Source organism: Lacrimispora xylanisolvens, assembly GCF_002934545.1.
GTDB lineage: Bacteria > Bacillota > Clostridia > Lachnospirales > Lachnospiraceae > Lacrimispora > Lacrimispora xylanisolvens.
Map to the genome: position 1 here is coordinate 103,269 of NZ_PTJA01000003.1, position 24,875 is coordinate 128,143.

The following is a 24,875-nucleotide window of genomic DNA, read 5'->3' on the forward strand; positions in this document are numbered from 1 at the left end:
GCCGCAAGAATTACTTGAATCTTATTTGAGAGGGTGTATAATAGGACAGGAATAAAGGGAGGTAATGGAAATGGATTTATTATATAGACCCAGAAGACTTAGAACATCTGAGACTTTAAGAACAATGGTGCGGGAGACCAGAGTATCCAGAGAGGCTCTTGTTTATCCCCTGTTCGCCGTGGATGGAGAAGGCATTGTAGAAGAAATTCCTTCTATGGAGGGACAATATCGATATAGTGTAGACCGGCTTTGTGTAATTCTTGATAAACTGACTGCCGCCGGAATTAATAAGGTAATTCTGTTTGGCATACCAGCACAAAAAGACAGCTGCGGAAGCCAGGCTTTCGATGAGAATGGAATTGTGCAGCGCGCGGTCCGCTATATCAGGGAATTTTATCCGGCAGTATATATCATAACGGATGTATGTATGTGTGAATATACTTCTCATGGTCATTGCGGGATATTAGATGGAGAATATGTGGATAATGATCAGACTCTGGAGTACTTAAACCGCATTGCAGTTTCCCATGTAAAAGCAGGCGCTCATATGGTTGCCCCTTCTGATATGATGGATGGAAGGATTCATTCCATGAGGCTGGCACTTGATGAAGCCGGATTTTTAAATGTGCCCATTATGGCTTATTCTGCAAAATATGCGTCTGCCTTTTACGGTCCGTTTCGGGAGGCTGCCGGATCTGCACCTGCCTTTGGAGACCGTAAGAGCTATCAGATGGATTACCATAACAGGAAAGAAGCATTAAAGGAAGTAGAGCTTGACGTAGAAGAAGGTGCAGATATTGTTATGGTAAAACCTGCGCTTTCCTATCTGGATATTATACGTGAGGTGTCAGACAGCACGAAAGTGCCTGTGGCAGCCTACAGTGTAAGCGGAGAGTATTCCATGATTAAGGCTGCAGCAAAAGCCGGCTTTATGGATGAGGAAAAAACTGTTTGTGAAACAGCCGTCAGTATCTTTCGTGCTGGAGCAGATATTCTGATCACATATTTTGCCATGGATCTAGCCCGCTATATGGACGAAGGAAAAATCGGATAGTATGTGATTCTGGCAGGAGAGGTTACAGCCCCTTTTCCTGCCGTATTCTTTTAATATCATCGAGAAGCAGGGCTGAGATTCGAAGACCGCCTCTTCCTGAGCCTAAATCAATATCGGGCTTATTGGTTCCGTGAAAATCTGAGCCGCCGGTAGGAAAGAGCTGGTATTTTTTTGCAAGCTTTTTTAATTTTCCGCTTTCATATTGATTATTGGAAGAGTGATAGACTTCAAGACCATGAAGTCCCATCTCCTTTAAATAGGAAACAAGCTCTTCTGTTTTTTTGTCCCCCAGGTGATACTGGTATGGATGGGCGAGGACGGGGGAGGCGTTGCAGTCTCGAAGTATTTTCATGGCATGCTCCGGAGTAATCTTTTCTTTTCTCGGGCAGTACGGTCCGCTGTAGCTTAAATATTTCTTAAATGCCTGATCCATATTTGTGACATAGCCCTTTTCTAACAGAACCCGGGCAAAATGGGCTCGGGTAATAACCGTATCTGGATTACCGGCCTGTACCTCGGAAAGTGTGATGTCAATACCGGCATTTTGAAAACGGCGAATCATCTCCGTATTCCTTTTCATGCGGATGTCTTTTAACGTGTCAGTTTCAGTGATAAAATTTTTATCAGCCAGATCGACATAAAGCCCTAAAATGTGAATTTCTTCACCCAGATAAACACAGGAGAGTTCAATGCCGGGAATCACTTCCAAAGGCAGACTTTTTGCTGCCTCCAAAGCTTCGGGAATGCCTTCGATTGTATCGTGGTCTGTAAGCGCAATTGCCGAAAGCCCTTTTTGCGCCGCCAGTTCTACAACACTGGCAGGTGATAAGGTGCCGTCAGAAGCGTTTGAATGAACGTGAAGATCAATAAAATTCATAGGTACCTCCGAAATGAAATAGTTTATTAATACTATAGTAACATGTTTTTTTAGTTCTGTAAAATGTAGAATTTACGCGAAAAATAATTAAGAAAATTCATAAAAACGTAATAGCATTTCCCACAAAGTATGGTATACTACTCAGTGTAATGCTACATAATCATGTAAAAAGGTGAAGTAAATGAGTCAGGATGATAACAGACAAAGAAGCGGTGGAAGAACCTATTCCTCCCAGAACGGAAGCAAAAGAAATACGCCTAATTCAGGCAGAAGGACAAGCCAGTCTTACAGAGGAGGAAACTCCTATCAGCAAAGGCGCGGTAAGAAGAGAAGAAGAGGACCGCAGTACGGAATTACGAAGATTTTACTGGCTGCTGTTTTCGCTGTTGCCTCCGTTATCAGTGTTATGGCTGCTGTTAAGTATATTGGGGGTCATAAGACAAAAGAGACCGATGTGAACTCTACGAAAGTCTCTGAGACCCAGTTAAAAAAAGAGGTGCATGTAGACGGAGTTTCCATAACGGGTCTGTCAAAGACGGAAGCTAAAAAAGCAATTGACCAGTCCATAGGCTGGGGAATGAAAGTTACTTATGAGAATGAAACATACGAACTGAAGAATTTTTTAGATGACAGGATTGATACCCTGTTAGATGAAATTTACAGTAAGGATTCAAAAGAGGAATATACCATTGATACAGATGGTTTGGATGAGGAAGTAAAAACTGAGGTGAAAGCCATTGCTGGAAAGTGGGATGTACCCGCCAAGAATGGCTCTATCTCCGGATTTGACAAAGCCACTGGAAAGTTTGTTTATGCTGGCGAAAAAAAGGGAATTGCAATTGACCAGGACAAGCTGACTGCCGATATTCTGGCACAGATTAAAGCAAAGAATTATAAGGGCTCCATTGCTGCACAGGCCACTGAGACAGCTCCTAAGATTACGGAAGAGCAGGCGAAGGCGCTGTATAAAGTAATTGGAACTTACACGACAACAACAACGACTAACAGCGATAGGAATAAGAATATTGAGCTTGCTTCCACGGCACTCAATGGAATGATTCTGCAGCCAGGTGAGGAATTTTCCTTTAATAAGACAACCGGCGAGCGTTCCTCTGCAAAGGGATACCGTCCGGCAGGAGCTTATTTAAATGGAGTATTGATTGAAGAGCCGGGTGGCGGTGTATGCCAGGTTTCTTCTACCCTGTATAATGCAGTTGTTTTTGCAGGACTGACAACTACGGAGCGTCATGCCCACAGTTACGAACCCAGTTATGTGACTCCGGGTGAGGATGCGATGGTAAGCTTTGGGGGACCGGACATGAAGTTTGTTAATAATTCTTCCAGTGCCATCGCCATCAGAACCAGTTTTGCTGATCGCAAGCTTAAAATTTCTATCATAGGTATCCCTATACTGGAAGACGGTGTTACATTGTCAATGACTTCCAGCAAGACAGCAGAGTTAGATGCTCCGGCACCAATTTATGAAGAGGATCAGACCATGCAGCCAGGGGAAGAGAAAGTGATTAAGCAGGAAACAAAGGGAAGCCGTTGGGTAACCAATCTGGTTACTAAGAAGGACGGTGCTGTGGTAAGCGATGAGTTCTTCCATAACAGCACCTACCGCGGCAAGCCGGCTACAATAAAACGGAATACTACCGGCGTTGTGGTACCTGCCACAGATCCTTCCCAGACTGTACCGGAGACCCACCAGGGGAATGCTCCGACTCAGTCTGTACCGGGCAACGGACCGGGAACGAATGCAGCTGAGACGGCGCCCTCCACAGCGGCGGAAACCCAGAACACTCCTGCAACCCAGGCTGAAACGGAAGGGACAACAGCGGAAAATACACAGAGTATCATACAGCCAAATCCCATGAGTCAGTAATAAAATAATCCAAAAAGACAGCATCAGACACATATTTAAGGTCTGGTACTGTCTTTTTTTAAATTGTTTTGAAAATAATACTTTAATTTCCAGTTTTAATATTTGCTTTTTGTTGAATAATTGTTATAATAATGTCAGGTCACTTTCCCCTAAGGGGAACCAAATTATACAAATATTCACATTTGCAGGAGGAAATCAAGAATGGCAAGAAAAATGAAAACCATGGATGGAAACCATGCAGCAGCTCATGCATCCTATGCATTTACTGATGTAGCGGCAATCTATCCTATTACACCGTCTTCACCTATGGCAGAAGCTACAGATGAATGGTCTACAGACGGAAGAACTAATATTTTTGGCCAGACAGTGCACATTACAGAGATGCAGTCTGAGGCAGGTGCCGCAGGTGCGGTTCACGGTTCCTTGGCAGCAGGTGCTCTGACCACCACCTATACAGCTTCCCAGGGTCTGTTACTCATGATCCCTAATCTTTATAAAATTGCCGGCGAGCAGTTACCTGGTGTAATCAACGTATCTGCACGTGCTATCGCAAGCCATGCCTTATCAATCTTTGGTGACCACTCTGATGTTTATGCCTGTCGTCAGACCGGTTGTGCAATGTTATGTGAATCCAGCGTACAGGAAGTTATGGACTTAACTCCGGTTGCTCATATGGCAGCTCTTGAAGGTAAAGTACCATTTATTAACTTCTTCGATGGTTTCCGTACTTCTCATGAGATCCAGAAGATCGAAACATGGGATTATGAAGATTTAAAAGAGATGGTGAATATGGATTCCGTTGATGAGTTCCGCCGTCACGCATTAAATCCGAATCACCCATGTCTGAGAGGCTCTGCTCAGAACCCTGATATTTTCTTCCAGGCAAGAGAAGCATGCAACCCATATTATGATGCACTGCCTGCAATTGTTCAGAAATATATGGATAAGGTAAATGCAAAGATTGGTACAGATTACAAACTCTTCAATTACTACGGAGCTGCTGATGCAGATCATGTAATTGTTTCCATGGGTTCTGTTAATGATACCATTGAAGAGACTCTTGACTATTTAGTTGCAGCTGGCCATAAGGTTGGTGTGATTAAAGTTCGTCTTTACAGACCATTCAGCGCACAGGCTCTGATTGATGCGATTCCTGATACTGTTAAGACTATTTCTGTTTTAGACAGAACCAAAGAACCAGGCTCCTTAGGCGAACCATTATACTTAGATGTTGTTGCAGCTTTAAAGGGAACAAAGTTTGATCAGGTTAAGATTCTTACCGGACGTTATGGCCTTGGTTCCAAAGACACTACTCCAACTCAGATCGTAGCTGTTTACGAGAACAAGACAAAAACTCCATTTACAATCGGTATCGTGGATGATGTAACTCACCTTTCTCTTGAGACAGGAGATGATATCATCACAACTCCGGAAGGAACTTCTAACTGTAAGTTCTGGGGTCTTGGTGCTGACGGTACTGTAGGTGCCAATAAGAACTCCATTAAGATTATCGGTGATAATACAGATATGTATGCTCAGGCTTACTTCGACTATGATTCCAAGAAGTCCGGCGGTATCACGATGTCTCATTTACGTTTTGGCCATAAGCCGATTAAATCCACATATTTAATCCGCAAAGCTAATTTCGTAGCATGCCACAATCCTTCCTATATCCGTAAGTACAACATGGTACAGGAACTGGTTGACGGCGGTGTATTCTTATTAAACTGCCCATGGGATCAGGAAGGTCTTGAAAAGCACTTACCAGGACAGGTTAAGAAGTATATTGCTGATCATAACATTAAGTTCTATACCATCGACGGTGTGAAGATCGGTATCGAAACTGGTATGGGCGCAACCCGTATCAATACAATTCTTCAGTCTGCATTCTTTGAACTGACAGGAATCATTCCTGCAGAAAAAGCAAACGAGCTTATGAAAGCTGCTGCTAAAGCAACTTACGGCCGTAAGGGTGAAGAGATCGTTCAGAAGAACTGGGCAGCGATTGATGCCGGTGCAAAGGGCGTTGTTAAAGTTGAAGTTCCGGAAAGCTGGAAAAACGGCGAAGACGAAGGACTTGATTATAAGAAGATCAAAGAAGGAAGACAGGATGTTGTTGATTTCGTTAACAACGTTCAGACAAAAGTTAACGCTCAGGACGGTAACTCCTTACCAGTATCTGCATTCGTTGATTACGTTGATGGTTCTACACCTTCCGGATCTGCTGCTTACGAGAAACGTGGTATTGCAGTAACCATTCCTCAGTGGAATCCAGACAACTGTATTCAGTGTAACTTCTGTTCTTATGTTTGTCCTCATGCTGTTATCCGTCCTGTTGCTTTAACAGAGGAAGAAGCAGCTAAGAGACCAGAGAACATGAAAGTTCTTCCTATGACCGGAATGCCAGGATATCAGTTCGCAATCACTGTATCTGCATTTGACTGTACCGGCTGCGGATCCTGTGCAAATGTTTGTCCTGGAAAGAAGGGCGAAAAAGCTCTTACTATGGTAAACATGGAAGCTAACTGCGACGTAACACAGGAAAGATTTGAATATGGTCAGTCTCTGCCAATTAAGCAGGAAGTTATTGATAAATTCAAAGAAGCAACCGTTAAGGGAAGCCAGTTTAAACAGCCTCTTCTTGAGTACTCAGGAGCATGTGCAGGCTGCGGCGAGACACCTTATGCAAAATTAATCACTCAGTTATTCGGTGACAGAATGTACATTGCCAATGCAACTGGATGTTCTTCCATCTGGGGTAACTCCTCACCTTCTACACCATACACCGTAAATGCAAAGGGACAGGGTCCTGCATGGGCAAACTCCTTATTTGAGGATAATGCTGAGTTCGGTTACGGTATGCTTTTAGCTCAGAATGCAATCAGAGAAGGCTTAAAGAGCAAAGTAGAAGAAATCGCTAATTCCGATAAAGCATCTGATGAAGTAAAAGCAGCATGCAAAGAGTATTTAGATACCTTCAGCATCGGCGTTACCAACGGTTCTGCATCTGATAAACTGGTTGCAGCATTAGATGGTGTTGATTGCGATTTAGCAAAGGCTGTAGTAAAAAATAAAGATTTCCTTGGCAAGAAGTCTCAGTGGATCTTTGGTGGTGACGGCTGGGCATACGATATCGGTTTCGGCGGTGTTGACCACGTTCTTGCAAGCGGTAAGGACATCAACATCATGGTATTCGATACTGAGATCTATTCCAATACAGGCGGACAGTCTTCCAAGGCTACCAAGACTGGTGCAGTTGCACAGTTCGCAGCTGGCGGAAAAGATACAAAGAAGAAAGATCTTGCAAGCATTGCTATGAGCTATGGTTATGTATACGTTGCTCAGATTGCTATGGGTGCTGATTACAATCAGACTGTTAAAGCAATTGCAGAGGCAGAAGCTTATCCAGGTCCATCCTTAATTATCGCATACGCTCCATGTATCAGCCATGGTATCAAGAAGGGTATGTCAAAGGCACAGACAGAAGAGAAGCTTGCTGTAGAGTGCGGATACTGGAATAACTTCCGTTTCAATCCTGCTGCTGAGAAGAAATTCTCCTTAGACAGCAAGGCTCCTGCACTGGAAGGATATCAGGAATTCTTAAAGGGTGAAGTTCGTTATGCATCCTTAGCAATGAAGAATCCGGAAAGAGCAGCTGAATTATTCGGTAAGAATGAGGAAGATGCAAAAGCGAGATATGAATATCTTCAGAAGCTGGTTACTTTATACGGCAATGAATAATTAGAATATTGATAGAAAGAGGTGCACCTGATCAAAAGACCGGGTGCACCTCTTTTCCTTTTTCTGCCCATACTGCATATAATCCATAAAATTTGATATTCTGATAACAAATACGGGATGATTCCTGTCTGACAGGCACTGAGGATTGTTCGTGGAATAAACTTACTATATAACGATAATAAAGAGGGATTTTATGGGTATTATTTATTATATGCAAAATGACACTAATCAAAATCAACCCCCTGACTCCAATCAGGAAGCCAACCCATCTAATGTACCCGCTCCGGACCTTAGTGAGGATTGGCCATTAAAACAAAATCCCAGTGAAAATTCGGATACAGACGAGCATTGGACTTCCGTAATCACTGTGTTTCCCAAGCCAATTATACCATGCTATTTTTGTAATACCAGTGAATACGGACTGGTAAGATTTTTAAATGCTGCTGCGGGCTACGAACCATTTCAGATCTATATTAACAAACAGCTTGCGGTAAATGGGTTGGATAACGGGGACATGAGTCAATACGGAAGAGTTTCAGCCAAGAAGCAGACTGTGACTGTTCAAGGGGAGAATGGATACGTATATTTAGAGAAACAGATTGATGTCCTACTGGGGCAGGCAATGACGGTGGCAGTGTTTAACTCAGACACCGGTCTTGAAATAATGGAGATCATGGATATGTACTGCAACGGTGGAATTAACACCGGGTGCTTTCGGGTCTGCAATTTATCCATTACAAATCGAAAAGTGAACGTATTTTTAAATGGAGGAGTACTTACATTTAAGGAGGTAGACTATAAAGAGGTAACCGCCTTTAAATACCAAAAGATTGGTTTCTACCTGGTTTCGGTAATGAGCAGCAATGCCCATACTGATAATATCCTGCTTTCTTCTAATCTTTACATCAGAGGAAATGCTTCTTATACATTATATGTATTTAACTGGAGCAATACTATGAATGCGATTCGGATCCTGATTGTTGAAGACAGAAGAAATTATTAAATAACACTGCCTCCGGTTGACAGATCGGAGGCGATCTGCTATATTAAGTGTATTAAATGTATTGGTACAGTTAAGAAAGAGGTGAATTATGATTCTGCTTGATTATAAAGATCGCAGACCTATCTATGAACAGATAGTGGAAAAATTAAAAGACCTTATGATTTGCGGAGTGTTGGAACAGGATAGCCAGCTGCCTTCTGTCAGAAGTCTGGCCACAGATTTATCCATCAATCCCAATACCATACAGAGAGCTTATATGGAGCTTGAGAGGAGAGGTTTTATTTATTCCGTAAAAGGAAGAGGCAGTTTTGTTGCAGATACCAGCTCCATCCGTGCTCTCAAAACCAGTGAATTAAAGAACAAACTGGGGGACTGGATCGAAGAGGCAAAGAGGGCTGGGATAAAAGAGGATAAAGCCCATTCGTGGCTGGCAGAGGAATGGATATATGAAGAAACCGGATCAGGGGGAGGAGTGAAGGAATGATTAAGGCAGAAAATTTAACAAAACAATTTGACAATATCATGGCACTGGACCATGTAAGTGCTGAGATAAAGGACGGGAATGTATTTGGTCTCATCGGTACCAATGGAGCTGGCAAGAGCACATTTTTAAGGCTGCTAAGTGGAATTTTAAAACCAGATGAGGGAACTGTGACCATAGATGGAGAGTCTGTCTTTGAAAATGAGAATGTGAAGAAGAGATTTTTCTATATTTCAGATGATCAGTATTATTTTAATAATGCAACTCCCCGGGATATGATGGAATTTTACAGTAAAGTTTATCCGGAATTTGATCGGAAGCGCTTTGAAAGTCTGATCGGTAATTTTGGGCTGGAAATGAGAAGAAAGGTACATACCTTTTCAAAAGGTATGAAGAAGCAGCTGTCTGTAGCCTGCGGCATCAGTGCCAATACAGATTATTTATTCTGTGATGAGACATTTGACGGTCTGGATCCGGTTATGCGCCAGGCAGTAAAAAGTATTTTTGCCAATGATATGGCGGAAAGAAATTTAACTCCCATTATCGCCTCTCACAACTTAAGGGAGCTGGAAGATATATGTGACCATGTAGGACTGCTCCATAGAGGAGGCATACTGCTTTCAAAGGATTTAGATGATTTAAAGCTGAATATTCATAAGGTTCAGTGTGTGTTAAAAGATGGTATGACAGAGGCCGACCTGGTATCCTTAGACAGGATTAAGACGGAGACGAGAGGAAAGCTTTATACCATGACAGTGCGGGGAACCAGGGAAGAGGTTGTTGGAATGATGGAATCCTTCCAGCCTGTCTTCTATGAGATTATTCCCTTATCACTGGAAGAAATATTTATAAGTGAAACGGAGGTGGCAGGATATGACATCAAAAAGCTTATTTTTTAAATTGATACAGGAAGATGGTAAGCGCAGACTTTGGGCGGTGACTCTTGCTTTTCTGATGTTTTTCTTCTCACTCCCGGTTACCATCGCTATGGTAATTGGAGAATCTTTGAAACAGGAGGAAACCATAGCCAGTATTCATTCTCAACTAAGGCATTTAATGGGATTTCAGAATGGCTTTATCACCTTTTTGCTGATTGCTTTATCCATTGTGATGGGAGTTACAAGTTTTTCCTATCTTCACTCCAGACAAAAGGTTGACTTCTATCATGGAATTCCGGTAAACAGAAAACACTTATTCTGGGCCAATTATCTCAATGGTATATTCATTGTGGCAGTTGTATATGGGGTTAATTTAATTCTTACCCTGGGTGTTACTACGGCTTATGGTATATCACCTTCTGCACTTATGGGTTCCGTTATTTCAGGATATCTGCTTTTTATGCTTCATTATGCCATGATCTACGCTGTTACAGTACTGGCTATGATTATGACAGGAAGCGTGATTGTAGGTATATTTGGTACAGCAGTGTTCGAAGGTTATTTTACAATATTACTGTTTATTTTACAGGGATGTTATGGATACTTTTTTCATACCAGCTATAGAAGCGGAGAAGAACTGTTCCGCCCGTTTCTGGTAAAATCTTCTCCATATGCAATATTTATTTATAATGTTGCACTTGATAATGGCGGGAGACTGGGGGCTGAATTGGTTTCTCAGATTATAATTGTAGCTCTCTTGTTTGTTATATTCACCTTCCTTTGTCTGTTTTTGTATAAAAAAAGAGGTTCTGAGTCTGCAAAAAAGGCGATGGCATTTAAAATCAGTATGCCAATTATCCGGATTCCCATTGTTGTTTTATCTTCCCTTTCCGGATGCTTTGTTTTCTGGACCATACGTTCTGATATGGGGTGGGCGGTATTTGGTTTGCTTTGCGGCATGTTTCTGTCTCATTGTGTCATTGAAATCATTTACCACTTTGACTTTAGAAAATTATTTTCAAACTGGAAGCAGATGATTGCCTCAGCTCTTGTAGCGGCAGTGATATTTGGTGGCTTCCAAATGGATTTGTTTGGATATGACAGTTATATACCTTCGGAAAATTCCATAGATTCCATGGCGATATCCTTGAATAATGATAACAATTGGGTTTCATATGGAGAAGCAGTATGGGATACCGTAGATGATTATCGCTGGGTGTATCAAAGTGGAGATGATTATATTTTCAGCCATATGAAGCTGGAAAATAAAGCACCGGCGCTGTCTATGGTGAAAAAGGCGGTTGAATACAACCGGGGCAAAAATTGGGACCGATTACCTGATAACGATTGGGATCAATCAGACAGAAGCTGTAATTTCTCTGTAAAATATACCCTTAAGAACGGAAAAAATGTATATCGCAGCTATTCCCTGAAAAATTCAGAGGTAAAAGAGGAACTGTCCCAGCTATACGAAGACCAGGACTTCATTCAGGCAGTATATCCTATTTTCAGTCAGACAGCTGAGAATACATCTGCAGTGAGAGTCAGCAGGGGATCACAGTCAAATATTATAAGCCGTGACAAAAATGGCACAGATAAGGCTATGACGGAAAAACTCCTTCTTGCATATCAGAAAGATTTAAGTCAGTTGAAAGTTGAGACTATGAGCAAAGAAAATCCGGTAGCATCCATTCAGTTTATGACAAAGATTCAGGCTGAAGCAGACAGTAAGAGAGAGCTAAACCGGAATTCCTGGCAGTATAGTGATCTGACATCCAGAGGGTATTACCCGATCTATCCTTCCTTTACAAATACTCTGAATTTATTAAGGGAATGTCAGCTGGATGTAGACAGCTGGAATTCTTATGAAGAAATTAAAGAAATCACCTTTGATTTAAGCCAGTTATCCAAGTATGATAAGGATAATTATGAAAACAGCAGTTCTCTATACTATACAGTTTCGGATCCCCAGCTGATTGCTCAGATTATGAGTCAGGCCGCCATTGATGAATATGCAGGCATGAACCCATTTGGTATCTGGAATACAGAGTGTATCAGTTTTTCTGCTGTCAGCAGTGCATTGGGCAATCGCAGTGAGATTCAGTATATTGTACCTCTAAAGCAGCTTCCCGATTCCGTAAGAGAAGCTCTAAAGCCATAAACAGGAACTGTGATAACAGTCTTTCATTGACTTTTTCTTCCAATAAAGTTACAATGGTAGGAGCAAAAGTCAAAGGAGGAATCACGGATGGCATTTTTTGAAGAGCTGGGAAAGACACTTAGTGATACCGGCAAAGAGGTTGCAACGAAGGCGAAAGCACTGACTGAGACGATACAGCTAAAGACACAGATCGGTGCAGAGAAAACCAAGCTGGAAGAAGCTTATGCAGTCATTGGAAAACTGTATTATGAAGACAACAGTGAGCCTAAGGAAGCTTATACCAAAGCTTATGAAGCTGTCAGAGCCAGCCGGGCAAGAATTGCCGCCCTGGAGATTGAATTGACCCAAAGCGAAGGCAGCCGTATCTGTGCGGAGTGCGGAGCAAAGGTTCCCAAAAGCTCTCTGTTTTGCGGCAAGTGCGGGGCACCTGTGAAAGAGGCAGCAGCTGATCCTGATTCAGAAGAGATGGATGAGAAGGAGCAGACTACCTCTGCAGAGGAAGTGAATGCAACTGCCGGCATTAACGCTGTGAATGATGATGTGTTTGAACCTACGGAAGAAAAGGAATGATTATTAAGGGCCGGATTTATTCCGGTCCTTTTTTAGTGTGCCCGCTATAGAAATTTCTTCCTACACGTTGCTAATTTAAAAAAAGGTATGTAAATTTGCCGTAAAATGTGGTAGACTAAACCCGGTTCGCAAATGTGCAAAGAAGATGAGGTATAAAATGAAAGTTTATGTCAGATGGCTTTGGAAGCTTTTAGCTCTTTCTGCAGGTATTAATATAGTGATTGAGCTGGCCAGCCGGAAGTCGCTGTTAAATCTGGGTTCTTATATAGGGAATAGTTTTTTAATCTTTCTGCTTAATACATTAATTATTTTTCTTCCCTTTACAATTATGTTCATTACCAGGCGAAAAGCATTTGCCTGTATTTTAATTACTTTTCTATGGATTTTTATGGGGATTGTAAACGGTATTCTTCTGATCTTCCGTACAACTCCCTTTACAGCAGCCGATCTGCGCCTGGTGAAGTATGCCATAAGCCTTGCTACCGTTTATTTTACCTGGATGCAGATTATCCTCATGGTATCAGGGGGTGTACTTGCATTAATCTTATTAGTGGGAGTCTGGAAAAAAGCACCAGTCAGTCAGGAGAAAACCAGGCTGAGTCATGGGGTGGCAATCATTCTTCTGAGTACTGCACTGGTACTTGGTATTACAACCGGTGCCATGAGGTACGGACTGGTAGCGGTTCATTTTGGCAACATCGGACAAGGCTTTCGATCATACGGATTCCCATACTGTTTTTCCAATTCCGTATTTAATACCGGCATAGCAAAGCCGGAAGGATACGGGTCTGAAACATTGGAAACCATTCAGTCGGAGGAACTGGTGCCTGAAAACACCTATGCAATTACAGAAAACACAAAACCCAATGTAATTTTTATTCAGCTGGAATCGTTCTTTGACCCGTCTTTGTGGAAAAACAATCCGGTAGACTATGATCCCATTCCCTTTTTCCACCAACTGCAAAAAAATTATCCAGGGGGATATTTAAGCGTTCCTTCTGTTGGAGCAGGTACTGCTAATACAGAGTTTGAAAACATAACCGGTATGAATCTGGACTTTTTCGGCCCGGGTGAATATCCATATAAGACAGTACTTAAAAAAACCTCCTGTGAAAGCACTGCTTTTGATTTGAAAAATCTGGGATACACGGCTCATACCATTCACAATAACGAAGCCACTTTTTATGACAGAAACCGGGTATTTGCCCAGCTTGGATTTGATACCTTTACTCCGATTGAATATATGAACAATATTGAGCGGAATCCAACTGGGTGGTGTAAGGATAAAATTTTAACTGGCGAGATTATTAAGACACTGGATTCCACACCAGGACCGGATTATATTTACACCATATCGGTACAGGGTCATGGAAAGTATCCGAATTTCGAATATTACTGCCAGCAGATTAATGAGATGGATCAGTTTATTCGTTCCCTTGTCAATACATTAAGAACCCGAAAAGAACCTATCGTACTGGTGATGTATGGTGATCATCTTCCAGGTTTTGAATGGAGTGAGGATGAGATGAAGAATCACTCCCTGTTTCAGACAGAATATGTTATCTGGAATAACATGAATCTGCCTGTGGTTAAAAAGGATGTGGAGGCTTATCAGCTTTCTTCTCATGTTCTTAATATGCTGAATATTCATGAAGGAACCATGATCCGGTTTCATCAAAAATATTTAAATGGGGAAAATACCAATGAGGAAAGCTATCTGGAGGATATGAAAAATCTGGAGTATGATATTCTTTACGGAGAGCATAAAGTATATGGCGGAGATAGTCCATATCTGAAAACTGATTTAAAGATGGGAATTGATAAAATAAAAATTGATAAAGTGGTTTACAATGATTCAAACCTGCTGATTTACGGTGAGAATTTTACTCCTTATTCGAAAGTATGTCTTGATGGAAAAGAGGTGGACACCACCTATGTGTGGCCTCAGCTGATTATAGCCAAGGATGTTTCTGAAAAAAAGGTCAACAACAGTGAGATTTCAGTCTGGCAGATTGGAAGGGATAAAGTCCCCCTCAGTGAAGATGGAGTCTATCATATGGGGTGGTCTGATTAAAAGAGAAGAGAGAGGTTTTGAGAACCTCTCTCTTTTTGGATCCTTATATTGAAATTAATTCATATTCAGCATTTCCAAGTCCTATTTTCACCCCGTGTTCTATGGAAGATTTCCAGTTTGTAGTAGGGTGGGTATCTTTAAAATGGTCGTGGTGGTGGCTCCCGTGCTTTTCAAGAACGCTCCCTGCCATAACTGGCTGCTTATTTACTGCATCTGCACATGCAACATCCAGCGCCACAGGATCGAAGGAAGCGAACATTCCTACATCCGGAATGATCGGGATGTCATTTTCTGAGTGACAGTCGCAGTAAGGGGAAACATCCATTACAAGGCTGATATGAAAGTTGGGACGATCTTTTAGCACTGCATGTGTATATTCCGCTATTTTACAGTTTAAAATATCGTTTGATTCATCACAATCAGATTCGATGGCATCTACTGGGCAAACGCCAATGCAACGGCCGCAGCTGACACATCTGCTGCTGTTAATCATCGCTTTTTTATTTTCAAATGAAAAAGCATCATGAGCACAATTTTTCTCACAGGCATGACAGCCGATGCATGTCTCTTCGGTTACATGAGGTTTACCCGCATTATGCATCTCCATTTTTCCTGCTCTTGAACCGCATCCCATTCCGATATTTTTCAAAGTCCCTCCAAAACCTGTGCTTTCATGTCCTTTAAAATGCGTGAGAGATATGAAAATATCAGCGTCCATAACTGCCCGTCCGATTTTAGCTTCTTTAATGTATTCTCCGTCCATTGGAACCAGAATTTCATCCGTTCCTTTCAGACCATCGGCAATCAGAACATGGCAGCCAGTGGAAAATGGTGAAAATCCGTTTTCATAGGCAGTATCCAGATGATCCAGGGCATTCTTCCTGCTTCCCACATATAAGGTGTTGCAATCGGTTAAAAATGGTTTTCCGCCAGCTTCTTTAATTAAATCAACCACTACCTTTGCGTAATTAGGGCGTAAAAATGATAAGTTGCCCAGTTCTCCAAAATGGATTTTTACTGCGGCATATTTATTCTGGAAATCAATTTGCTCAGACATACCAGCTGTTTTAATGAGCCGGGCAAGTTTTTGAGGAAGGTTTTCACGGAAAGTGGTATGAAAATTTGTGTAATAAACCTTGGATTTTTCCATAGATGGTCTCCTTTTGATAATTTTTATTATTAAGCATTATACTGTAAATAAAAGGGAATTTCAATAAAACTTATTTGTTCCGTGAGCTGTTTGGCAAATACTTGCAAGATACCTGGTCAGGCGGTATAATATGAACCATGTAAAGAAACAAATTGGCGGAGTGGAGGTACAGAGGATGGGTCGTATCAAAAAGATGCTTAGGATTATCTTTGGAAGGTCTATGTTTGCAGTTATATCACTTATGATACAGATTCTGGTTATAGCAGCAGCATACCGCTTTCTGAGCTTTTATCTGGCGTATTTTTATGGTGCAGTTACATTGCTTAGCGCACTGGTTATTATTTATATCTTAAATAAAGAAGAGAATCCCAGCTTTAAAATGAGCTGGATGATACCTGTAACAGCAGTTCCTGTTTTTGGAACCTTTTTTTATATGCTGGTGGAATTACAGATTATTGAACGGTTTATGGAGAAGAAGTTAAAGTCCAGCATGGATGAGACGGAGTGCTATCTGGAGCAGAATCCCAGGGTTATGGAACGTTTATTAAAAGCCAGCAGGAGAAATGCAAATCTGGCACATTATATAAAAGAATATGGTCATTATCCAACCTATGGAAATACCAACGCACAGTACTATCCTTTGGGAGAAGCAATGTTTGAAGCTATGAAGCGGGAGATCGCTGATGCAAGGAGATTTATCTTTCTGGAATTTTTTATTATTGAAAGAGGGGAAATGTGGGATTCCTTACTGGAACTGCTGGAATCAAAAAGCAGAGAAGGGGTAGAAGTACGGATTATGTATGATGGGATGGGATCATTAACGGTGCTTCCTTATAATTATATTAAAATACTTCAGGAAAAGGGATTGAAGGCGAAAGTATTTTCACCAATCAAACCAGTGATATCCAGTTATCAGAATAACAGGGATCATCGAAAAATTCTTGTAATAGACGGACATACTGCGTTTACAGGCGGTATCAACCTGGCAGATGAATATATCAACAGAAAAGTAAGGTTTGGTCATTGGAAAGATACAGGAATTATGCTCAAGGGGGATGCTGTTACAAGCTTTACCATGATGTTTCTTCAAATGTGGAATATATCTGAGAAGGAACCGGAGAAATATGATCAATATTTAAGAGACCCGGAGTATTTTTACCCCCTGGAACTTAATATGGAGGGATTTGTGATTCCCTATGGAGACAGTCCTCTTGATAAGGAATCGGTTGGAGAAGAGGTTTACTTAGATATCATTAATAATGCCAGGTACTATGTTCATATTATGACTCCCTATCTGATTCTTGATTACGAGATGGTGAAAGCTCTGACATTTGCTGCAAAAAGAGGGGTGGATGTTTCCATTATCCTCCCACATATTCCGGATAAAAAATATGCTTTTCTGCTTGCTAAATCACACTATGGAGAGTTGATCCGGGCAGGCGTTAAAATATGGGAATATACTCCTGGGTTCATGCATGCAAAAGTCTTTACAAGTGATGATACAAAGGCAGCAGTTGGTACAATTAATTTGGACTTTCGAAGCCTGTATCTTCATTTTGAATGCGGAACATATTTGTATCGCAATGAAGTGATCCGGGATGTAGAACGGGATTATCAGGAAACACTGTCTTCGTGCAGAAGAATTGCGTTAGAAGATATACCAAATGATACGTGGTATGAAAGATTTGCGGGGCGGGCACTCAGGCTGTTTGCACCGCTAATGTGATAGAAAAAGCGCCGGTTTTTGCACCGGCGCTTTTTGTGGTTTAAGATCTATTACAATACAGAAACTTCAAGGATTATCATATGAGCGATAACCGGAGTTGTACCGTAGAATACATCCTGACCAGTTGTATTGATGATTTGTACGGTAGCAGGAACTGCACCTACTGTCACCAAAGCGGAACCATTAAGCTGACCAGTAACGATTGGTGAATCTGCAGGAATTCCTCCGCTGCCATTTATCTGAGTTGAGAATTCAACATAAGTGGAAGGTCCGGCACCATCTGTTGAGATCCACCAGGAAACATAATAGATACCTGTGGCTGTAATGGTTGCGACACCTGTAACTGTATTATAAGAAATATTTATACTTTGGTCATTTACAACTGTATTAAAGATGACAGGGCTGCCATTCGCAACAGTTTCTCCTGTAGTTAACAGTACCTCGATACCTCTTAGCTGAGCGCCAGGTCCAGCTGCACCAGTAGGTCCGGTAGGTCCGGTAGGTCCAGTATCTCCGGTAGGTCCGGTAGCACCGGTAGCACCAGTAGCACCAGTAGGTCCGGTAGGTCCGGTAGGTCCGGTAGGTCCAGTATCTCCGGTAGGTCCGGTAGCACCGGTAGCACCAGTAGCACCAGTAGGTCCGGTAGGTCCAGTAGCACCGGTAGCGCCAGTAGCGCCGGTAGGTCCGGTAGGTCCGGTAGCACCAGTAGCGCCAGTAGCACCGGTAGGTCCGGTAGGTCCGGTAGCACCGGTAGCGCCAGTAGCACCGGTAGGTCCGGTAGGTCCGGTAGCACCAGTAGCGCCAGTAGCACCGGTAGGTCCGGTAGGTCCGGTAGCACCAGTAGCACCAGTAGCACCAGTAGCACCAGTAGGTCCGGTAGGTCCGGCAGGTCCGGCAGGTCCGGTAGCGCCAGTAGCACCAGTAGCACCGGTAGGTCCGGTAGCACCAGTAGCACCAGTAGCACCAGTAGCACCAGTAGGTCCGGTAGGTCCGGTAGCGCCAGTAGCACCGGTAGCGCCAGTAGCGCCAGTAGGTCCGGTAGGTCCGGCAGGTCCGGCAGGTCCGGTAGCGCCAGTAGCACCAGTAGCGCCGGTAGCGCCAGTAGGTCCAGTAGCACCGGTAGCGCCAGTAGCGCCAGTAGCGCCGGTAGGTCCGGTAGGTCCGGTAGCGCCAGTAGCGCCAGTAGCACCAGTAGCACCAGTAGGTCCAGTAGGTCCAACTGGTCCCTGAATACCCTGCGGTCCTTGTGGTCCTACAGGACCCTGAGGACCACGTGGTCCGGTAGGTCCATCAGGACCTGGAATTCCTTGAGGTCCAGTAGGTCCGGTTGGACCCTGGAATCCTCTAGGTCCCTGTGGTCCGGTTGGGCCTGGGCAACCTCTTGGTCCCTGTGGTCCCTGTGGTCCGACTGGGCCTACACAGCCCCCGCCGCAACCACCACAACCACAGTGGTTTCTGTCCCAATCTCTACAATTACTCATTATAACTCCCTCCTGTCAAGGTGTAATTTTTTTACTTGTATGATGTCTTGTAGATGTGAATTGTATTATAAAGGGCTTTTTCAATCCTTTATAACATATCATATGTGATTAGTCTCAAGTTTGTTAGAGAAAACTTGATTCTCCATGGACACGATAAATATCTTAACTTGTAAAGTGCCGTATTTTGTTGATAATAGTACTTTTATATCAGATTCTGTTATTGAAATACGATTAAATTAAGATTTCTGTTAATCACACTTGCACTTGTGATATTTGTGGCAGCAGTATAAATTACTCTTAATTGATAGGTTGAAGTAGTAGTGGCTGGAGCAGTATCAACATAAGTGTTAGCAATTGCCGTATTTTGCGTAGCAGCAACTGAACCGCTGAAACTTGAAGTTCTTGTGTCTATTAAAGTTCCATCTCTGTATAATCTTAATTCGGCAGTATAACTGTAATCTGCAGTTGTTACATTCTGCAGATCAATTCCATAGTCAACTTTTACATTATTATCTGTAATAACTGAAGCTGTTGTAGATGCAACCGCCACCTCCGTGGCTAGAGGTGGAAAGACACCTACGGTTCCTGTTGCGTTAGTAAAAGCTAATGCACCACCAGCACCGGTTGGCCCAGTATCGCCGGTCGGTCCGGTCGGTCCGGTATCGCCAGTAGGTCCAGTGGGTCCGGTATCGCCGGTCGGTCCAGTGGGTCCGGTATCGCCGGTGGGTCCAGTCGGTCCAGTATCACCAGTCGGTCCAGTAGGTCCGGTATCGCCGGTCGGTCCAGTGTCGCCGGTAGGTCCAGTAGGTCCGGTATCGCCAGTAGGTCCAGTAGGTCCGGTATCGCCAGTAGGTCCAGTAGGTCCGGTATCGCCAGTAGGTCCAGTGGGTCCGGTATCGCCGGTTGGTCCAGTAGGTCCAGTGGGTCCGGTATCGCCGGTAGGTCCAGTAGGTCCGGTATCGCCAGTCGGTCCAGTGGGTCCGGTATCGCCGGTTGGTCCCGTAGGTCCAGTCGGTCCAGTATCGCCGGTAGGTCCAGTCGGTCCAGTATCACCAGTCGGTCCAGTATCACCCGTAGGCCCGGTATCGCCAGTCGGTCCAGTCGGTCCAGTATCGCCAGTCGGTCCCGTAGGTCCGGTATCGCCGGTAGGACCAGTCGGTCCGGTATCACCCGTAGGTCCAGTATCACCCGTAGGTCCGGTATCGCCAGTCGGTCCCGTAGGTCCGGTATCGCCGGTAGGACCAGTCGGTCCAGTATCACCCGTAGGTCCAGTATCACCCGTAGGCCCGGTATCGCCAGTCGGTCCCGTAGGTCCGGTATCGCCGGTAGGACCCGTAGGTCCAGTATCACCCGTAGGTCCGGTATCGCCGGTAGGACCAGTCGGTCCAGTATCGCCAGTCGGTCCCGTAGGTCCGGTATCGCCGGTAGGACCAGTCGGTCCAGTATCACCCGTAGGTCCAGTATCACCCGTAGGCCCGGTATCGCCGGTAGGACCAGTCGGTCCAGTATCACCCGTCGGTCCGGTATCGCCGGTAGGACCAGTCGGTCCAGTATCACCCGTAGGCCCGGTATCGCCAGTCGGTCCCGTAGGTCCGGTATCGCCGGTAGGACCAGTCGGTCCAGTATCACCCGTAGGTCCGGTATCGCCGGTCGGTCCAGTAGGTCCAGTATCGCCAGTCGGTCCCGTAGGTCCGGTATCGCCGGTAGGACCAGTCGGTCCAGTATCACCCGTAGGTCCAGTATCACCCGTAGGCCCGGTTGCACCAGTCGGTCCAGTATCACCCGTAGGCCCAGTATCGCCAGTCGGTCCAGTCGGTCCAGTATCACCCGTAGGCCCGGTATCGCCGGTAGGACCAGTCGGTCCAGTATCACCCGTAGGCCCGGTATTGCCAGTCGGTCCCGTAGGTCCGGTATCGCCAGTCGGTCCGGTATCGCCGGTAGGACCAGTCGGTCCAGTATCACCCGTAGGTCCAGTATCACCCGTAGGCCCAGTATCGCCAGTCGGTCCAGTAGGTCCAGTATCACCCGTAGGTCCGGTATCGCCAGTCGGTCCAGTAGGTCCAGTATCGCCAGTCGGTCCCGTAGGTCCGGTATCGCCGGTAGGACCAGTCGGTCCAGTATCACCCGTAGGTCCGGTATCACCAGTAGGCCCAGTGTCACCAGTAGGCCCAGTGTCACCAGTCGGTCCAGTAGGTCCGGTATCGCCAGTAGGTCCAGTAGGCCCGGTATCGCCAGTAGGTCCAGTAGGTCCGGTATCGCCAGTAGGTCCAGTCGGTCCGGTATTGCCAGTCGGTCCAGTAGGTCCGGTATCGCCGGTAGGTCCAGTCGGTCCAGTATCGCCAGTAGGTCCAGTAGGTCCGGTATCGCCGGTAGGTCCAGTCGGTCCAGTATCACCCGTAGGTCCAGTATCGCCAGTCGGTCCAGTAGGTCCAGTATCACCCGTAGGCCCGGTTGCACCAGTAGGTCCAGTATCACCCGTAGGCCCAGTATCGCCAGTAGGTCCAGTTGCGCCAGTAGGTCCAGTATCACCCGTCGGTCCGGTATCGCCGGTCGGTCCGGTTGCACCAGTAGGTCCGGTATCGCCAGTAGGCCCAGTGCCACCCGTCGGTCCAGTATCACCCGTAGGTCCAGTGTCACCAGTCGGTCCAGTAGGTCCGGTATCGCCAGTAGGTCCAGTAGGTCCAGTAGATCCAGTAGGTCCGGTATCGCCGGTAGGTCCAGTCGGTCCAGTAGGTCCGGTATCGCCAGTAGGTCCGGTTGCACCAGTAGGTCCGGTATCGCCAGTAGGTCCAGTATCACCCGTAGGCCCGGTATCGCCGGTAGGTCCAGTAGGTCCGGTATCACCAGTAGGTCCAGTGTCACCAGTAGGTCCAGTATCACCCGTAGGTCCGGTATCGCCAGTCGGTCCAGTAGGTCCGGTATCGCCCGTCGGTCCAGTAGGCCCGGTATCGCCAGTCGGTCCAGTAGGTCCGGTATCGCCCGTCGGTCCAGTCGGTCCGGTATTGCCAGTCGGTCCAGTAGGTCCGGTATCACCAGTCGGTCCAGTATCGCCAGTCGGTCCAGTATCACCCGTCGGTCCGGTATCACCCGTCGGTCCAGTATCACCTGTAGGCCCAGTATCGCCGGTCGGTCCTATAGGTCCAGTCGCGCCAGTAGGTCCAGTATCACCAGTCGGTCCAGTATCACCAGTCGGTCCGGTGTCACCAGTAGGTCCAGTATCGCCGGTCGGTCCGGTATCGCCGGTAGGCCCAGTATCACCAGTCGGTCCGGTATCGCCCGTAGGTCCAGTATCGCCAGTGGGTCCGGTAGCGCCGGTAGGCCCGGTATCGCCGGTGGGTCCTCCAGCCGGTCCAGTAGGCCCAGTATCGCCCGTAGGTCCGGTCACACCAGTTGGCCCAGTATCACCCGTAGGTCCGGTATCGCCCGTAGGTCCAGTATCGCCAGTCGGCCCAGTATCACCCGTCGGTCCAGTAACACCAGTCGGTCCGGTATCACCAGTAGGTCCAGTCGCGCCAGTAGGTCCAGTATCACCAGTGGGTCCAGTATCACCAGTGGGTCCGGTAGCCCCGGTCGGTCCAGTATCACCAGTGGGTCCAGCATCACCAGTGGGTCCGTTTGCGCCAGTTGGTCCAGTATCACCCGTAGGCCCGGTTACACCGGTAGGTCCAGTATCACCAGTTGGTCCAGTTGTGCCAGTAGGCCCGGTATTGCCAGTCGGTCCGGTATCGCCGGTAGGTCCAGTATCGCCAGCCGGTCCAGTATCACCAGTGGGTCCAGTAGCGCCAGTCGGTCCGGTTACGCCGGTAGGTCCAGTATCACCAGTCGGTCCAGTTGCACCGGTAGACCCGGTTGCACCAGTGGGTCCAGTATCACCAGTCGGTCCGGTATCGCCAGTCGGTCCAGTTGCACCGGTAGACCCGGTTGCACCAGTGGGTCCAGTATCACCAGTCGGTCCGGTATCGCCAGTCGGTCCGGTTGCCCCGGTCGGCCCAGTCGCGCCAGTTGGTCCGGTTACACCGGTAGGCCCAGTATCACCAGTCGGTCCAGTTGCACCGGTAGACCCGGTTGCACCAGTGGGTCCAGTATCACCAGTGGGTCCAGTATCACCAGTCGGTCCAGTAGCGCCAGTCGGTCCGGTTGCCCCGGTAGGTCCAGTATCACCAGTCGGTCCGGTAGCGCCAGTCGGTCCAGTAGCGCCAGTAGGCCCGGTATCGCCAGTAAGTCCAGTATCACCAGTCGGTCCAGTCGCGCCAGTCGGTCCGGTAGCGCCGGTCGGCCCAGTAGCGCCAGCCGGTCCAGTATCACCAGTCGGCCCAGTAGCGCCAGTAGGTCCGGTTACGCCGGTAGGCCCAGTATCACCAATTGGTCCAGTAGCACCGGTAGACCCGGTTGCACCAGTGGGTCCAGTATCACCAGTCGGTCCGGTAGCGCCAGTGGGTCCAGTTGCGCCGGTCGACCCAGTATCACCAGTCGGTCCGGTATCGCCAGTAGGTCCAGTAGCGCCAGTAGGTCCAGTTGCGCCAGTTGGCCCGGTAGCGCCAGTAAGTCCAGTATCACCAGTCGGCCCAGTCGCGCCAGTGGGTCCGGTAGCGCCGGTCGGCCCAGTATCACCAGTCGGCCCAGTCGCGCCAGTGGGTCCGGTAGCGCCGGTCGGCCCAGTATCACCAGTCGGTCCAGTTGCGCCAGTAGGTCCGGTTGCGCCGGTCGGTCCAGTATCACCAGTAGGTCCGGCTACACCAATAGGTCCAGTTGCGCCAGTAGGTCCAGTTGCGCCAGTAGGTCCAGTTGCGCCAGTAGGTCCAGTTGCGCCAGTAGGTCCGGTTGCGCCGGTCGGCCCAGTATCACCAGTGGGTCCAGTTGCGCCAGTAGGTCCAGTTGCGCCAGTAGGTCCGGTATCACCAGTAGATCCAGTCGCACCAGTCGGTCCAGTAGCCCCGGTAGATCCAGTATCACCAGTAGGTCCAGTAGCCCCGGTCGGTCCAGTCGCACCAGTAGGTCCGGTTACACCAATAGGTCCAGTTGCGCCAGTAGGTCCAGTAGCACCGGTAGATCCAGTATCACCAGTCGGTCCAGTAGCCCCAGTCGGTCCAGCAGCCCCGGTGGGTCCAGTAGCCCCAGTCGATCCGGTAGCCCCGGTCGGTCCGGTAGCCCCAGCAGATCCAGTAGACCCGGTCGGTCCAGTATCTCCAGTAGGTCCAGTAGCCCCGGTCGGTCCAGTAGGTCCCGCCGGCCCGGTCGGTCCAGTAGGTCCCGTCGGCCCAGTAGATCCATCACCTGTAACATTTTCCTGTACTATTACAATAGAACCCAGTAAAGGAACCTGTGGAGAGTAAAACACAGTTGCTGTGCTAATGTTTTCTAACGATAGAGTAACAGGAGCACTGACGACTTCAATAATTCCAGCTCCATATACTTCACCAGTTTTTAACGGAGAATTTCCTCTTAGAAAATCACCTTGTGAGGTAACAAGTGCAAATGAAGTTCCATTTGTAGATTGAGAAGATTGTGTTGCCAGCCACCAGTCAATAGAAAATCTTCCTGTTGCCAGAAAAGTGATGACACCTGTGGCAGGATCGTAAGCTATATTTCCTGAAGTGAAGACAATGCTGTCAAAAAGAACATTATTTCCAGCCTCTATGCTAACGGAATTGTTTAATTCCAATTGGAGAGCAATATCAGCCATAGTTATCCCCCTTGTTTAAATTGAGTTAAATAATGATACTGATTTTAATTAATCAGAAGTATCTATATATAGTATGTTAGCAGACGGATTTAGGGACATACGGCATAGGGA

At 46.2% G+C, this 24,875-nt stretch carries 17 protein-coding genes and 1 pseudogene; 11 read left to right on the forward strand and 7 right to left on the reverse strand.

Annotation, left to right across the window (positions count from 1 at the left end; translation table 11 throughout):
• The first annotated feature begins 70 nt into the window (after window positions 1-70).
• On the forward strand, window positions 71-1,054 hold the full coding sequence (gene hemB / locus BXY41_RS06210) for a porphobilinogen synthase (RefSeq protein ID WP_104435906.1): 984 nt from the start codon (window positions 71-73) through the stop codon (window positions 1,052-1,054).
• 22 nt (window positions 1,055-1,076) lie between these two features.
• Here the strand turns inward: hemB and BXY41_RS06215 are convergent, their stop codons facing one another.
• Window positions 1,077-1,931, reverse strand: a complete 855-nt coding sequence (locus tag BXY41_RS06215; RefSeq protein WP_104435909.1) for a PHP domain-containing protein — start codon at window positions 1,929-1,931, stop codon at window positions 1,077-1,079.
• Window positions 1,932-2,112: 181 nt separating this feature from the next.
• On the opposite strand from BXY41_RS06215, the gene BXY41_RS06220 reads away from it, so the two are divergent.
• The 8 genes from BXY41_RS06220 (at window position 2,113) to BXY41_RS06255 (ending at window position 14,724) form a co-directional block, all read left to right on the forward strand.
• On the forward strand, window positions 2,113-3,816 hold the full coding sequence (locus tag BXY41_RS06220) for a VanW family protein (RefSeq protein WP_104435912.1): 1,704 nt from the start codon (window positions 2,113-2,115) through the stop codon (window positions 3,814-3,816).
• Window positions 3,817-4,017: 201 nt separating this feature from the next.
• The gene (nifJ, locus tag BXY41_RS06225) at window positions 4,018-7,557 is read left to right on the forward strand and encodes a pyruvate:ferredoxin (flavodoxin) oxidoreductase (protein ID WP_104435915.1); all 3,540 of its coding nucleotides are present in this window, start codon (window positions 4,018-4,020) and stop codon (window positions 7,555-7,557) included.
• Between the two features lie 193 nt (window positions 7,558-7,750).
• On the forward strand, window positions 7,751-8,560 hold the full coding sequence (locus BXY41_RS06230) for a DUF4397 domain-containing protein (RefSeq protein ID WP_104435917.1): 810 nt from the start codon (window positions 7,751-7,753) through the stop codon (window positions 8,558-8,560).
• An 88-nt stretch (window positions 8,561-8,648) separates the two neighbouring features.
• Window positions 8,649-9,044, forward strand: a complete 396-nt coding sequence (locus tag BXY41_RS06235; RefSeq protein ID WP_104435920.1) for a GntR family transcriptional regulator — start codon at window positions 8,649-8,651, stop codon at window positions 9,042-9,044.
• Complete coding sequence (locus BXY41_RS06240) at window positions 9,041-9,940, forward strand: ABC transporter ATP-binding protein (protein ID WP_104435923.1); 900 nt, start codon at window positions 9,041-9,043, stop codon at window positions 9,938-9,940. The genes BXY41_RS06235 and BXY41_RS06240 overlap by 4 nt, the downstream gene beginning before the upstream one ends.
• Window positions 9,915-12,080, forward strand: a complete 2,166-nt coding sequence (locus BXY41_RS06245) for a DUF6449 domain-containing protein (protein WP_104435926.1) — start codon at window positions 9,915-9,917, stop codon at window positions 12,078-12,080. The genes BXY41_RS06240 and BXY41_RS06245 overlap by 26 nt, the downstream gene beginning before the upstream one ends.
• A gap of 87 nt (window positions 12,081-12,167) precedes the next feature.
• The gene (locus BXY41_RS06250) at window positions 12,168-12,650 is read left to right on the forward strand and encodes a zinc ribbon domain-containing protein (RefSeq protein WP_104435928.1); all 483 of its coding nucleotides are present in this window, start codon (window positions 12,168-12,170) and stop codon (window positions 12,648-12,650) included.
• Window positions 12,651-12,807: 157 nt separating this feature from the next.
• On the forward strand, window positions 12,808-14,724 hold the full coding sequence (locus BXY41_RS06255; protein ID WP_104435931.1) for an LTA synthase family protein: 1,917 nt from the start codon (window positions 12,808-12,810) through the stop codon (window positions 14,722-14,724).
• A gap of 43 nt (window positions 14,725-14,767) precedes the next feature.
• Here BXY41_RS06255 and BXY41_RS06260 read toward each other — a convergent pair whose 3' ends face one another.
• Complete coding sequence (locus tag BXY41_RS06260; protein ID WP_104435934.1) at window positions 14,768-15,874, reverse strand: DUF362 domain-containing protein; 1,107 nt, start codon at window positions 15,872-15,874, stop codon at window positions 14,768-14,770.
• A 175-nt stretch (window positions 15,875-16,049) separates the two neighbouring features.
• Between BXY41_RS06260 and cls the strand changes: the two genes are divergently transcribed.
• Complete coding sequence (gene cls / locus BXY41_RS06265; protein WP_104436300.1) at window positions 16,050-17,600, forward strand: cardiolipin synthase; 1,551 nt, start codon at window positions 16,050-16,052, stop codon at window positions 17,598-17,600.
• 50 nt (window positions 17,601-17,650) lie between these two features.
• Here the strand turns inward: cls and BXY41_RS06270 are convergent, their stop codons facing one another.
• The 5 genes and pseudogenes from BXY41_RS06270 to BXY41_RS27445 all read right to left on the reverse strand — a co-directional run bounded on the left by BXY41_RS06270 (window position 17,651) and on the right by BXY41_RS27445 (window position 22,684).
• Window positions 17,651-19,081 (reverse strand): complement C1q domain-containing protein, encoded by a 1,431-nt coding sequence (locus BXY41_RS06270; RefSeq protein WP_104435937.1) that lies wholly within the window; start codon window positions 19,079-19,081, stop codon window positions 17,651-17,653.
• A 217-nt stretch (window positions 19,082-19,298) separates the two neighbouring features.
• On the reverse strand, window positions 19,299-19,631 hold the full coding sequence (locus tag BXY41_RS27430; RefSeq protein WP_242980113.1) for a hypothetical protein: 333 nt from the start codon (window positions 19,629-19,631) through the stop codon (window positions 19,299-19,301).
• 384 nt (window positions 19,632-20,015) lie between these two features.
• Window positions 20,016-20,606 (reverse strand): annotated as a pseudogene (locus BXY41_RS27435) (hypothetical protein); the annotation flags it as partial.
• A gap of 1,607 nt (window positions 20,607-22,213) precedes the next feature.
• Window positions 22,214-22,339 carry a hypothetical protein gene (locus tag BXY41_RS27440; RefSeq protein WP_278321414.1) on the reverse strand — a complete coding sequence of 42 codons (126 nt, stop codon included), beginning with the start codon at window positions 22,337-22,339 and terminating at the stop codon, window positions 22,214-22,216.
• Window positions 22,340-22,462: 123 nt separating this feature from the next.
• On the reverse strand, window positions 22,463-22,684 hold the full coding sequence (locus tag BXY41_RS27445; protein WP_242980114.1) for a hypothetical protein: 222 nt from the start codon (window positions 22,682-22,684) through the stop codon (window positions 22,463-22,465).
• Between BXY41_RS27445 and BXY41_RS27450 the strand changes: the two genes are divergently transcribed.
• Window positions 22,669-24,414, forward strand: a complete 1,746-nt coding sequence (locus BXY41_RS27450; RefSeq protein WP_242980115.1) for a hypothetical protein — start codon at window positions 22,669-22,671, stop codon at window positions 24,412-24,414. The two genes, BXY41_RS27445 and BXY41_RS27450, sit on opposite strands and share 16 nt — an antisense overlap.
• The last annotated feature ends 461 nt before the right edge of the window (window positions 24,415-24,875 follow it).